At 70.3% G+C, this 11574-nt stretch carries 13 protein-coding genes and 1 pseudogene; 2 read left to right on the top strand and 12 right to left on the bottom strand.

Features of this window, described 5'->3' with window-relative positions:
- Positions 1-125: 125 nt before the first annotated feature.
- Positions 126-500 (top strand): annotated as a pseudogene (locus ABFX46_RS41450) (carbohydrate ABC transporter permease); the annotation flags it as partial.
- Positions 501-643: 143 nt separating this feature from the next.
- Here ABFX46_RS41450 and ABFX46_RS41445 read toward each other — a convergent pair.
- Positions 644-895 carry a dsRBD fold-containing protein gene (locus ABFX46_RS41445; protein WP_346049811.1) on the bottom strand — a complete coding sequence of 84 codons (252 nt, stop codon included), beginning with the start codon at positions 893-895 and terminating at the stop codon, positions 644-646.
- A gap of 240 nt (positions 896-1135) precedes the next feature.
- Here ABFX46_RS41445 and ABFX46_RS41440 point away from each other — a divergent pair, with 240 nt between their 5' ends.
- The gene (locus tag ABFX46_RS41440) at positions 1136-2881 is read left to right on the top strand and encodes a SulP family inorganic anion transporter (RefSeq protein WP_346049809.1); all 1746 of its coding nucleotides are present in this window, start codon (positions 1136-1138) and stop codon (positions 2879-2881) included.
- 94 nt (positions 2882-2975) lie between these two features.
- On the opposite strand, the gene ABFX46_RS43720 is transcribed toward ABFX46_RS41440, so the two are convergent.
- The 11 genes from ABFX46_RS43720 to ABFX46_RS41385 all read right to left on the bottom strand — a co-directional run bounded on the left by ABFX46_RS43720 (position 2976) and on the right by ABFX46_RS41385 (position 11404).
- Complete coding sequence (locus ABFX46_RS43720; RefSeq protein ID WP_428831374.1) at positions 2976-3335, bottom strand: histidine kinase; 360 nt, start codon at positions 3333-3335, stop codon at positions 2976-2978.
- A 530-nt stretch (positions 3336-3865) separates the two neighbouring features.
- Positions 3866-4186 (bottom strand): universal stress protein, encoded by a 321-nt coding sequence (locus tag ABFX46_RS41430; RefSeq protein WP_346049805.1) that lies wholly within the window; start codon positions 4184-4186, stop codon positions 3866-3868.
- A gap of 2 nt (positions 4187-4188) precedes the next feature.
- Positions 4189-4782: a V-type ATP synthase subunit D gene (locus ABFX46_RS41425; protein WP_346049803.1), complete on the bottom strand. Its 594-nt coding sequence runs from the start codon at positions 4780-4782 to the stop codon at positions 4189-4191.
- Complete coding sequence (locus tag ABFX46_RS41420) at positions 4779-6215, bottom strand: V-type ATP synthase subunit B (RefSeq protein WP_346049801.1); 1437 nt, start codon at positions 6213-6215, stop codon at positions 4779-4781. Before ABFX46_RS41420 ends, ABFX46_RS41425 begins: the two co-directional genes overlap by 4 nt.
- Positions 6212-7696: a V-type ATP synthase subunit A gene (locus ABFX46_RS41415; protein ID WP_346049799.1), complete on the bottom strand. Its 1485-nt coding sequence runs from the start codon at positions 7694-7696 to the stop codon at positions 6212-6214. The genes ABFX46_RS41420 and ABFX46_RS41415 overlap by 4 nt, the downstream gene beginning before the upstream one ends.
- Before the next feature lie 26 nt (positions 7697-7722).
- Positions 7723-8244: a hypothetical protein gene (locus ABFX46_RS41410; protein WP_346049797.1), complete on the bottom strand. Its 522-nt coding sequence runs from the start codon at positions 8242-8244 to the stop codon at positions 7723-7725.
- On the bottom strand, positions 8241-8465 hold the full coding sequence (locus ABFX46_RS41405; RefSeq protein WP_346049795.1) for a V-type ATP synthase subunit F: 225 nt from the start codon (positions 8463-8465) through the stop codon (positions 8241-8243). The genes ABFX46_RS41410 and ABFX46_RS41405 overlap by 4 nt, the downstream gene beginning before the upstream one ends.
- 5 nt (positions 8466-8470) lie before the next feature.
- The gene (locus ABFX46_RS41400; RefSeq protein ID WP_346049793.1) at positions 8471-8722 is read right to left on the bottom strand and encodes an ATPase; all 252 of its coding nucleotides are present in this window, start codon (positions 8720-8722) and stop codon (positions 8471-8473) included.
- A complete protein-coding gene (locus ABFX46_RS41395; RefSeq protein ID WP_346049791.1) occupies positions 8707-10131 on the bottom strand; it encodes a V-type ATPase 116kDa subunit family protein in 1425 nt (474 codons plus the stop codon). The genes ABFX46_RS41400 and ABFX46_RS41395 overlap by 16 nt, the downstream gene beginning before the upstream one ends.
- Positions 10095-11042 carry a hypothetical protein gene (locus tag ABFX46_RS41390; protein WP_346049789.1) on the bottom strand — a complete coding sequence of 316 codons (948 nt, stop codon included), beginning with the start codon at positions 11040-11042 and terminating at the stop codon, positions 10095-10097. The genes ABFX46_RS41395 and ABFX46_RS41390 overlap by 37 nt, the downstream gene beginning before the upstream one ends.
- A complete protein-coding gene (locus ABFX46_RS41385) occupies positions 11039-11404 on the bottom strand; it encodes a hypothetical protein (RefSeq protein WP_346049787.1) in 366 nt (121 codons plus the stop codon). The genes ABFX46_RS41390 and ABFX46_RS41385 overlap by 4 nt, the downstream gene beginning before the upstream one ends.
- Between the last annotated feature and the right edge of the window lie 170 nt (positions 11405-11574).

The raw sequence follows: 11574 nt of genomic DNA, 5'->3' as shown, positions 1-11574 counted from the left end.
AAGCTCCTGTGCGGACAAGGTTGATCTTGGTCGACAACCTCATCTAGCAGGAGCTTCACTCATTCACAGCCCGCTTCCGTCGTCCGCGACGAACCTGTGACCTGCACACTCAGGTTGGAATGGGCTCACTGATCTTCCGGAACTACTACATCACCATCCCCACCGAGCTGATCGAGGCGGCGCGCGTGGACGGCGCCGGCATGCTGCGCACCTACCGGTCGGTGGTCCTGCCGGTGTCGGCTCCCGCCTTCGCCGTCGTCCTCATCTGGCAGTTCACCTCGATGTGGAACGACTTCCTGTTCGCCGTCTTCCTCGGCGCGCCCGACAGCTGGCCGGTGACCGTATGGCTGAACAACACCGCAGGCTCCGGGGCGGCGGCCGTCTCCTACAGCCAGCAGATGGCCTCGGCGCTGCTGGCGTCACTGCCCACACTCCTCGTCTACGTCCTGCTCGGCCGCTTCTTCATGCGCGGCCTGATGGCAGGTGCCCTGAAGGGATGAGGAACGGGCCGTGTTGCCAGGCGCGCGGCCGTCGGTGCCACCCGTCGCGGCGCTCCAAGGGCAGAGGCCGAGCCGACGGTGCACATCCTGCCACGGTGCGGCGCAGCACCGATGTTCAATGCCAGACGCTCCTGACAACTCCTTCACGGACGCGATATCAGGCGCGAGTTCGGAATGCTCGCCAAGCGTTGACCGAGGTTGCACAGCGCAAGGCCGGCGGCTATGTCAGCCTGGTCCACTTCCGACTCCGACTCCGCGGGCGTGGTTCCACCGCTGGACCCCAGGCCCACCAGTGCGGTGCCGTCACCTGGGGACAGCACTGCCCAAGCCTTGATATCGCCGCGCTCCCCCTCGCTGAGGTATACCTGCACCTTCCATTGCTTCCCATCGCTCACCGCAGCCTCCACTCGGGTCCACATCCGCAACCCGATAGTGTGCGGATATGGGACGGCTTTCGAAGGGCCATTGGTCCCAGGCGGCGAGACGACCCAGGCGCGGGACATGTTGCCCCCGCTCTGGAGCGGAAAGCACATACCGCGGACCTTGGTCCCGTATCGGACCGACGATGTCCCCTGTTTCCGTCTGCCTCTGAAGATCGACGATGGGCAACGGCGTCGGCAAGTGACGGAAACTCGGTGACCTTCTCTCGCCGGTCGCCGTCCAATGGCACCGACGAGGTCATGAGGTCGCGGGTGTTCAGTGGCTTGTTGCCGGGTGTCCGGGTGCTGCACGGCTATCACCGTTCCTGGCTCGCGGGGGACGCGGTGGCCGGTATCACGGTCGCGGCCTATCTGGTGCCCCAGGTGATGGCGTACGCGGCCCTCGCCGGACTGGCGCCGATCACCGGCCTGTGGACGATGGTGCCCGCCATGGTGCTGTACGCCGTTCTGGGTTCGTCACGCCGGTTGTCAGTGGGACCGGAATCGACGACCGCGCTGATGACGGCCGCGGTCGTCGGGCCGCTGGCGGACGGTGATGCGGACGAGTACGCTGCGCTGGCCGCGGCACTCGCCATCATCGTCGGGGTGCTGGCGCTGCTCGCCTGGTGCCTGCGGCTGGGGTTCGTGAACGACCTGCTGTCCCAGCCCCTCCTGGTCGGTTACATGGCGGGCCTCGTCGCAGTAATGATCATCGGGCAGTTGACCAGGACCACCGGGGTCGTCACGCATGGGGACGGCGACGTGCGGGAGTTGTTGTCGTTCTTCGGGAGTCTGGACGAGCTTCACGCCGGAACTGCGCTGCTCTCGAGCGCGAGCCTGGCATTCCTCTTCGGTCTGCGATGGAAGTTCCCCCGCGTCCCCGGCCCGCTGCTGGTCGTACTGATCGCCACCGCGACTGTAATGATCTTCGACCTGGAGCAGCGGGGCATCGATGTCGTCGGTGACGTGCCCGCCGGACTGCCCCGCCCCGCCTTCCCGACTCCCGAAGGTGCGACTGATCTGTTCTTGCCCGCCGTGGGCGTCCTCCTGGTGGGGTACATCGACAACGTCCTCACTGCCCGGACCTTCCCCCTCCGGGGCGAGGAGGAGATCAACGGCAACCAGGAGTTCCTGGCACTGGGCGCGTCGAACATCGGGGCGGGACTCTTCCACGGCTTCCCGGTCAGCAGCAGCGGCAGCCGTACCGCCCTCGCCGCAGCCTCCGGCGGACGCACCCAGATGTACTCCCTGTTCGCGCTCAGCCTGCTGGTGTGCGTGCTGCTGTTCCTGCACCCGCTGCTCGCCCGGTTCCCCTCGGCGGCGTTAGGGGCAATTGTGATCTATGCAGCGGTCCGGCTCGTCGATCTCACTGGATTTCGCCGGCTCGCGGCGTTCCGCCGCAACGAGTTTCTGCTGGCCGTGGCGGCCCTGGTCGGTGTGCTCGTGTTCGGCATCCTGTACGGCATCCTGGTCGCGGTAGGCCTGTCGGCCATCTTGGCGGCCAGAGCCGCACGACGCCAGCCTCTGCCGGGCCCGGGCATCGCGCCCGTGCATGACGTTGACGACTTCTCCAGATCGCGAACAATCCCAGGCCTGATTGTTTTCCGCTACGACTCGCCCCTGCTCTTCGTCACTGCCGCAAGCTTCAAGCGTCGCGCCTTGGCAGCCTCCAACAAGAGCCGAGGCAGGGTGCGCTGGTTCGTCCTCGACGTCGAGGCCATTGCCGAAGTCGACTTCACCGGCCTTAAAGCGCTGGAAGAACTGCGTGCCGAACTCTGCAGCAGAGGGATCGTCTTCGCACTGACCCATGTCCGGCCGGATCTGCTTCACGACTTGGGGACATTCGGGCTCGCTGACGCCATTGGCCATGACCGGCTGTTCCCTACGCTGCGGTCGACGGCCGACGCGTTCGACGACTGGACCGACGAGCAGCAGCCACCGAAGGCGGACAATCATCGCTGAACCGGGCTCGCCGATTTGATCCGCGCCAGGGACCGCGTGCTTCCCAGCGGCAGCCCGCACCGTGCCGCGGGCGCGCTGTAGGACGCCCTCTTGCTCAGCCGTCCGACTCGTGCCGTGAGGAACCGGGTCGGGGGACGGATGGAGGGCCGGGTGCAACGTGCAGGTCGAAGATGATACGCCGCAATTCGGTGATGGCGAGATCCAAGTCGGCGAGGGCCGCTCGAACATGCCGTACGGCGTGCGGATCATGAACTCCGACCAGCGCACCATGCAGATGAAGCCCGACGCCGAACAGCCGGTGGTTGAGCCTGTCGGTCAGGTCTTCGGCAATGCGCCGAGGGTCGGCGCTCAACTGCTGGGCTATGTCGGCGACCGCCGCCTCGGCGGTCGTGGTGTCCCGGTTTGACTCGGACGTGTCGGAAGTGAGCCCCTGCGCTCGCAGTCGTTCAGGCATAGTCGGCTGCCCTTTCGGGGTCGGGATTCACCTTGCTTCGGATGGCGTTACCCAGCAAAGATCCCGAATCACACTAGTTTGCCCTCTTTTGGTGCGATTTGGAGGCGGCATGGCGCATGATCGGCCCACTTGTGGACAACCAGGGTGTGGCCGAGAAGCTGATCAAGGCACTCGACTGGACCGTCCGCGGACGTAGGACCGCGGTGTCACCCAAGGGTGTTCAGCAGGTACGCGGCAGGTAAGGTTCGACGCCCATGACGGTGTCCATGGCGGCGGATGGCGTTGGAAACGGCCTTCCTGCCGTTTCCGAGCGCGACCTCGCCCTCTCGCTCGGCGAGAAGGGCAAGAACGACCCGGCATTAGCGCAATGAGCGGTGACGTGCAGGAGCGCTAGGCCGGTCCACGGTCGCCCGGGCGCCAACTGCCGGGCACTACCAGGACGGGCTGCTCGGCGAACTCCACAATGCGGCCGGCCCAGGGGGCGAGGGCCTCGCCGCCGGGCGGGGAGGTGGCGTCCCGGCCGATGACGATCAGATCGGGTCGGGAGCTCCGGGCCTCGTCCAGGACGGACCCGGCGATGTCCCGAAGAGACGGACGGTCTCCGTCTCCACCTCCTCAAGCCGGGCGAGATGCTGGACGTGCGCAAGCACCGACCGGCCAGCCAGATCACGGCGCCCGTCAACGTCGGGGTGCCCGGAAACCCTGGTCACGGCGTCGGTGAGAACGCCGTCGGCGATGACGTTCACCACCCGGATCCGTGCGCTGAGCCGGCGGGCCAGATCCACCGTGTAGCGGGCAGCGGCCAGTGCCGCAGGCGAGTCCTCGGCGACGAGCAGCAGGCATGCGGTCATGATCACTCCCAGCTGGTGAGGCGGCGGAGGCGGGCACCGTCTTCACGCTCCCGCTCCTCCAAGGCGAACTCGATGCTTGCGAGCGCCGCGCGCAGTCCGGGCAGGCGCCGGCGCTCGATCGCGCGGACCCGCTGCCTCGTGGCCGCCACCTCGGCATCGAGGGTGGCGACCGCGGCGGTGGCCGCGGCATGGGCGCAGGCGGCCTCTAGCGCCACCCGGCAGGCCCGGCGGGCAGGTGCCAGGGCCGTGCCGCCCGGCGCGCAAGCGGCGTCGGCGGGCGGCACGAAGACGACGTGCGCGGGATGGCGCACTCCCATGGACTCAGTGTGCTCCACAGCGATGTCCGCGAGCCCACCGGAAGCCAGGGGCAGCACCCTGCGTCCGCCGAGCAGCACAGCCCGGAGCAGGGCCTCGTCCGTCTCCGCGCAGCGCCGACGCCACTCCTCCTCCGTGCGGGCGGCGAGCAACTTCATCCTGTCCCGCTCGTCCCGCAGAATGTTCAGCTTCCGCTGCAGGAGTTCGACGGCGGTTTCTGCGAGCTCGATCCGCTGTCGCAGCCACAGCCGTCCGGCACGTCCCTGAGGCTCGCCGCTCATCGGTCCTCCGAAAGGTGGGCCTCGATCAGCGCGGCCGGAAGCATCGTGAGCTCACGTCGGGGCAGGACGGCGAGCGCTCGCCAGGCCCGGTCCAGTGTCTCCTCCAGCGGGCGGTACTCCGCGGCCCCCTGGGAGACGAGCACCTCGCGGTAGACCCGTTCGAATTCAAGGTGGCGCCGATCGGTCTCGCTGAGTGCTGCGGGGCCAACGAGTTCACCGAGTTCGTGGGCTCGGCGAGCCCTGGACAGCGCCGCGAGGGCTTGGGCGGCCACGTCCGGGTGGTCCGCGCGGGTGCGGGCTGGTCCGGTGGCCTTGCGCATCAGCCGCGACAGTGATTCCAAGGCGTCGACGGGCGGGTAGACGCCGGCGGCGTGCAGGTTCTCGGAGAGGACGATCTGCCCTTCGGTGATGTACCCGGTGAGATCCGGCACCGGGTGCGTGATGTCGCCGCCGGGCATCGTCAGCACCGGTACGAGGGTGACCGAGCCGGGCCTGCCGCGGATGCGCCCGCACCGCTCGTACAGCGAGGCCAGGTCGCTGTAGAGGTAGCCGGGGTAGGCGCGTCGTGCCGGGATCTCCCCGCGCGCGGCCGACACCTCGCGCAGTGCTTCGCAGTAGGCGGTCATGTCGCCCATGACGACCAGGACGTGCCGTCCCTCCTCGAAGGCGAGGTGCTCGGCGACGGTCAGTGCGATGCGGGGCGTCAGGATGCGTTCGATGACGGGGGCATCGGCGAGGTTGAGCAGGAGTACGAGGTCGCCTGCGGCCGAGCGGTCCTCCAGGGTGTCGCGGACTGCGGCGGCGTCGGCGTGGGTCAGGCCCATGGCGGCGAAGACCACGCAGAACGGCTCGTCCCCGGCCGAGGCTTGCGCGGCGATCTGAGCGGCCAGTTCCAGATGCGGGAGTCCGGCCCGGGAGAAGATCGGCAGTTTCTGCCCTCGTGCAAGCGTCGTGAGGGCGTCGATGGCCGAAACCCCTGTCAGGATCGGCTCGGCGGGCGGTTCACGGTGGACGGGGTTGAGGGGGACGCCGGCGGCCGGCGCGTCGGCGACACCGAGGACGGGCGGGCCGCCGTCCAGCGGGTTACCGAGTCCGTCGCATACCCGCCCGAGCCAGGACGTCCCGACCGGAACGCGGAGCGGTGTGCCACTGAAGGTGATGCGGGTGCCTTCGAACCGCATCCCGCCGGTTCCCTCCAGCACCTGGACGAGTACGCGGTCGCGGGCGGTGTCGAGCACGAGCCCGTGGCGTGCTTCCCCCGACCCGAGTCTGATGTCGGCGAACTCGTCCCAGCCGACCTCCTCCGCGCCGGGAACGGCCAACAGCGGCCCGCGGAGCCGCGATACGCGCGTGTACGCCGGCCTGGCCCACTGGTCACCGCCACTCCCCATGCCGCGGGGAGACCGCTCCACCGCACCGCCCCGTCCGGTCATGGCAGCTCTCCCAGCCGGTTCAGCATCGCGTCGCGGCGGGCGTGGACGTCGGCCACGGTGGCGGCGTCCTCGCGGGCGCGCACAATCGTTGAGAAGTCCTGTTCCTCAACGGCGCCCGCAGGCACGCCGGTTGCGACCAGTTCCTGGCAGCGATCCACAATGGTGAGCACGGCATCGGTCAGCGCCGCGCCGCGTGCGGGGCTGCAGAAGGCGTCGCGGGCGCTCAGCGCGCTCTGCTGGAGCACTCCCTCGCGGAGGAGCCGTCCCGCCAGCAGCACCACGCGCTCGTGGCTCGGCAGATCGCTGGACCCGACGAGTTCGGCCAGGGCTGCCAGGCGGTCGGCTTCGGCCAGGATGCTCGCCGTACGGGCGCGCCTGGCCGCCCAGTCGGGATCTCCGGCGGCCGCGTGGTGACGGGCGATCGCGGCGGCGTCACGGGCGAACGATCCCGACCACGACACTGCCGGGTAGTGGCGCGAGTAGGCGAGATCCTTGTCCAGGCTCCACCGGGCGCGGACGAAACGCTCGGTGTAGACGGTGACGGGCTCGGTCATGTCCCCGCCCGGCGGGGACACCGCACCGATGATGGTGACGGAGCCCTCGGCCCCGCCGAGGGTGCGGACCCGTCCAGCCCGCTCGTAGAACGTGGCGAGCGCGGATGGGAGCGCGGCCGGGTATCCCTCCTCTCCCGGCAGCTCACCTCCGCGGGAGGCGAACTCGCGCAGCGCCTCGGCCCACCGGGATGTCGAGTCGGCGATGACGACGGCGTCCTTGCCCTGGTCGCGGAAGTACTCGGCGACGGTGACGCCGCTGTAGACGCCCGCCTCTCTCGCCATCATCGGCATGTTGGAGGTGTTCGCGATCACGACGGTGCGGTCGGCCAGCCGCCCGCCGGTCCTCGGGTCGTCGAGTTCGGCGAGTTCAGCGAGCACGTCGGCCATCTCGTTGCCGCGCTCGCCGCAGCCGACGTAGATGATGACGTCGGCGTCGCACCATTTGGCGATCTGCTGCAGGAGCATGGTCTTGCCGGTGCCGAAGCCCCCGGGCACCGCGACGGTCCCCCCGCGCGGCACCGGGAAGAGCAAGTCGACGACACGCTGCCCGGTGTGCAGGGGCACACCGGTGTCCAGCCTCTCGGCGTAGGGCCGGGGCGTTCGAACCGGCCAGAACTCGGCGGCCCGGCCGTTGCCTCCGGCCGCCTTGTCCCCGCCGGCGACGCGCCGCGCCTGATCGAGCCAGACGCCGGCGGTCGTCAGTGGCCGCAGCAGCCCGTCGTAGACACCGCCGAGCAAGTGCGGGCCGAGCGGTGCCGACAGAGCGCGCCCCGTGCTGCCGACGAGTGCCCCCGGGGCCAGTCCCCCGGTGTACTCGTAAGCCTGAACGGTAGCGATGCCGCTGTCGAGAGCGACGATCTCGCCTGGCAGCAGTCGCGCTCCCACCTCGACGACGTCGCCCATCGCCGCGCCCTGGACGCCTGACACTTCCACTAGCGGCCCACTGACCCGTGTCACTTCTGCTGCCACAGCCGTGCCACCTCCGCTCCCAATGCCGCCACCGCCCGCTCGGCGAGAACCTCCGCGGACAGGTCCAGTTCGGCGCGGGAGGTGCGGGCGATGACACCGCCACCGGGTACCTGCTCGGTGCGCGCCGCTGGTCCGAGTCGGCGTTCCGCCATTGCTGCCAGTCTTCGAACGGTGTCCTGACCTCGCGCACCGGCGCACATCTCGCCTACGCCCGCGCGGACCCGGAGGCACAGTTCGTCATAGGCCCGTCTGCGTGCGGCCAGCACGGTCTCGCGCGCCCGGCTTCGGGTCCGGGAGCGCTCGGCGGCGACGGCCGCCCTCCCGTCGGCGCGTCCCGTCGCGCGAGCTTCGTCCAGGATCCGGGCTGCCTCGTCGCGCGCGGCCTCCACCACCGCGGCCGCCTCCCGCTCGGCAGCCGCGACAACGGCTGCGGCATGCTCGCGCGCGCGGCCGAGGAGCGCGTCGCGCACCGGCGTGATCGCCGCCTCGGCACCTGGGGCGGTCATGGCGGCATCACCACGATCAGGACCGTGCGGGGGTGCCGCTCCCTTTCCTCCTCGATGCACTGGGCGGCCTCGGGAGTCAGCACGACCACCGCGACCTGGTCATCAAGAGCCTCCCACGCTGCCCGGACCTCATCCGGGTCATCCGCCGGAACGGCTTGCGCGCCACCGAGCGCCCATCCCTCCACGCGGGCGCGCTCTCCGATCACGGCGATGTGCGCCATGGCGCTCACGCCTTCCCGATCAAGATGATGCCGATGATCAGCCCGTAGATGGCGATGCCCTCGGCGAGGCCGACGATCACCATCGCGCGCCCGAACAACTCGGGCCGCTCGCTCATCGCCGCCAGCGCCGCGGCGCCGACGTAGGCCACCGCGATGCCGGCGCCGATGGCGGCCCCGGCGACGGCGATTCCAGTGCCGAGATAGGGCGCCCAGTTCGATGCGGCGGCAGCGTGGGCCGTAATCACTTCTGCGGACATGAGCCGTCCACCTCCTCTGCGATCATGGGAATGTGCCAGGGCCGGAACGGACGGCCCGTGCTCCGGAAGAGCCGCGAGAACAACTCGTAGTACTCCAGCCGGAGCGCCTGCACGCCGGCGACGAGCGCCTCCAAGGCGAACGTCATGGCGGTGCCGACGGCGAACACGACGAAGGCCAGGACTGTGGACACGCCTCCCCGCTGCCAGAGCGCGGCCGTCGCGGACCAGACGATCCCGGCGAGCGCGGCGTGGGTGAGTCCGAAGGCGGCGAGCCGTGCGAATGACACCAGGTTCGCGCCCAACCGGACGACCAGGTCGAACACCTCGACAAGGGCCTCCACGAGCCCCGTGCCGCCGCCACCGCTGGCAGTGAGGAAACCGGCGAAGGCCAGCCCGAGACCGAGGGCCGCGAACGCGCCGCCCGCGATGGTCAGCCAGGGCAGGCCGAGGTAGAAGCCGGCGGCGAGGGCACCGATGCCGAGGAACGCCGAGGCACCGGCGATTCCGGACGGCTCGTACAGCGCGACCGGCCAGCCGCCCTCCCGCCACCGGTTCACGATGCCGATCGCGTACGCGCCGGCCAGCAGGACGGCGCCGACGCCGATCGCCGCGACCAGCAACTCGACCGGTTCCTCGAGCGGTGCGAGCCACACCTGCGGGATGAGGTGCGTCGGCCCGAAGAACTCCCCGTACAGCACCCCGAAGACCGTGCTCGTCACACCGGCGCCCAGCACGAACGGCCAGACCCGCCGCAGCCGCGGCCACCTGCGCGGATACCCGGCCAGCAGTGCCGCAGCGCCCGCGAGCAGCAGCAGTCCATGGCCGGCGTCGCCGAACATCATCCCGAACATCAGCACGTAGGCGGCCCACGCGAGCGGTGCCGGATCGAGGTCGGCGTACGGAACGGTCCCGTATGTCTCGACCAGCGGTGCAAGCGAACCGCGCCCGTTCTCCGCACGGCGCGCTCCCGGCAGCAAGGACGGCGCCTCGGCACCGCGCGGATGCGGGAGGGGCACCGCGGCGGCACCGGTTTCGGCGAGCCGGCCGGCCAGTCCGGCCCGGGCCGTCTCCGGAGTCCAGCCCGCCAGCGCAGCGACGCCGCCCTTGCTGAAGGCCGCCGCCGCATGCTCCTCCAGTTCCGCCTCCCCTGCCAGCAGGTCGAAGCGGTGCGTGTCGGCGAGCCTTTGCAGATCGGGGGCGGCGGGCAGCACCGCCGGCTCAGGACTACCACCTCTGGTCTCCCGCAGCATCCGCGCCGCCTCGCCCTGTACGGCGCGCTCGGGCGGGAGATCGAACTCGACCACCCCGGCATCGGCGGTCCGGGCCAACGCGTCCCGCAGGGAGTCCAGCGGCGCGACCACGGCGATCCGCGTCATCCGCATCGGCTGCAGATTCTCAGGCCAGCGCATCGTAGGCTCCCATCGGCCCGCCGCCGCGGGAGGCGATCTCTAGCGCGGCCCGGATCCGCCAGGCGTCGACCGCCAGCACGGTCGCGGCACCGAGGACCGGCCCGACACCGAACTCCGAGCCGCGCAGCAGCAGGTTGCCGTCCTGCTCCAGGCGTTTCCAGCAGCGGGCCCTCTGCCCGCCACAGGTCGGCCGGGTCGTCGATGCCCGCGAGCGCCCAGTGCGCGTCCCGGCCGAGATGCGCGGCCATTGCCCCGAGGGCGGACGCCCTGACCGGCGAGGCCCCGAGCATCCGGTCCGCTCTCTCCAGCGCGGCCCGCGGAAGGTCCCTCCCGGCACCGAATCGTTCACCGGCCACCAGGACGCCGGCGGCCCCGGCCGCCCATGCAGTGGCACGCCCGCCGAGGGCATGGATGCGGGACGCCCATGACAATCGGAGGACCAGGCGGATCGTCCAGGGATCGACGTCTCCCGGATCACCCCAGGAACTGGCGGTCAGGCGCTCCCGCAGCGCAGCGATGTCCGACGCGTCCTCCAGGCGAGGCCAGGCGGTCCCCAGCGCGCCGAGGACGTACGGCTCCTCCGCAGGCCGGCCCTCCAACCGCTGCAGCAACGCGTCGATGTTGGCGAGCTCGAACCATGCGGCCACCGTGCGCAGGGCCGTCGCGCCGCCCCTGGGCAGCCAGCCCGCCAGCACCCGCAAGTGCCAGAGCAGCGTTTCGGCGACTCCCCGCTGAGCCGATGCCAGGTCCTGCTCCCTGGTGACTCCATGCCCATACGGTGTCGCCGCCAAGATCGAGACGGCGTCCGCGAGCGAAGCCGATTCCGCGAGCAACCTGGTGCGTCCGGGGCCGAGCCGTCGCCGGGCCAGCGCCTGCGCCCTGACCCGACCGGCAACCCATGCGGCGCTCACGACGCTCCTCCTTCGCCGGTAGCCGCCGTCTCATCGCCGAGCATCAGATCCACGGATCGCAATGCCCGCTCGACCAGCAGCGGCATTCGCTCGGACATCTCGGCCTCGATACGCGCGGCCTCCTCGCGCGCGGCGGCCAAGAGGTCCTGCTGCTCTTTCTCCCCGGCCCGCTGGACGGCGGCCGAGCCCGCCGCTCGCTCCGCGGCTACCCTGCCCCTGGCCTCGTTCAACAGGCCTGCGGCCTGTTCACGTGCCGCGTCCCGGACCGCATGCGCCCGTCGCTCCGCCTCTTCCACGATGCGCCGCTGTTCCATCTCCACATCGACCAGCAGGACGAAGACCGGTTCGAGTTCGGCGGCCAACGCGCTTCGCCGATCTGAGGGAACTGCCAGGGCCGCGGCCCCGGGTGCCCCGGCGGGACGGAACCGCTCCAGAAACTGGCGAATGGTGGGCACTGCACCTCCCGAAATCCTTCAGCTCCATACTTGATGCCCACATCAGATGAACCCAGGGCCGGAGGACTGTGAGTACA

Source organism: Actinomadura chokoriensis (genome assembly GCF_039529475.1).
Taxonomy (GTDB): domain Bacteria; phylum Actinomycetota; class Actinomycetes; order Streptosporangiales; family Streptosporangiaceae; genus Spirillospora; species Spirillospora bangladeshensis.
The sequence above is the reverse complement of the archived record's forward strand: the minus strand, read 5'-3'. Positions and strand labels throughout refer to the sequence as shown.

Bases quoted from the DNA above. Each gene is read 5' to 3' on its own strand.
- ABFX46_RS41400 (WP_346049793.1), bottom strand. From the start codon at position 8,722: ATGTCCGCAGAAGTGATTACGGCCCACGCTGCCGCCGCATCGAACTGG.
- ABFX46_RS41420 (WP_346049801.1), bottom strand. From the start codon at position 6,215: ATGACCGGACGGGGCGGTGCGGTGGAGCGGTCTCCCCGCGGCATGGGG.
- ABFX46_RS41410 (WP_346049797.1), bottom strand. From the start codon at position 8,244: ATGACCGCCCCAGGTGCCGAGGCGGCGATCACGCCGGTGCGCGACGCG.
- ABFX46_RS41430 (WP_346049805.1), bottom strand. From the start codon at position 4,186: ATGACCGCATGCCTGCTGCTCGTCGCCGAGGACTCGCCTGCGGCACTG.
- ABFX46_RS41425 (WP_346049803.1), bottom strand. From the start codon at position 4,782: ATGAGCGGCGAGCCTCAGGGACGTGCCGGACGGCTGTGGCTGCGACAG.
- ABFX46_RS41405 (WP_346049795.1), bottom strand. From the start codon at position 8,465: ATGGCGCACATCGCCGTGATCGGAGAGCGCGCCCGCGTGGAGGGATGG.
- ABFX46_RS43720 (WP_428831374.1), bottom strand. From the start codon at position 3,335: ATGCCTGAACGACTGCGAGCGCAGGGGCTCACTTCCGACACGTCCGAG.
- ABFX46_RS41395 (WP_346049791.1), bottom strand. From the start codon at position 10,131: ATGCGCTGGCCTGAGAATCTGCAGCCGATGCGGATGACGCGGATCGCC.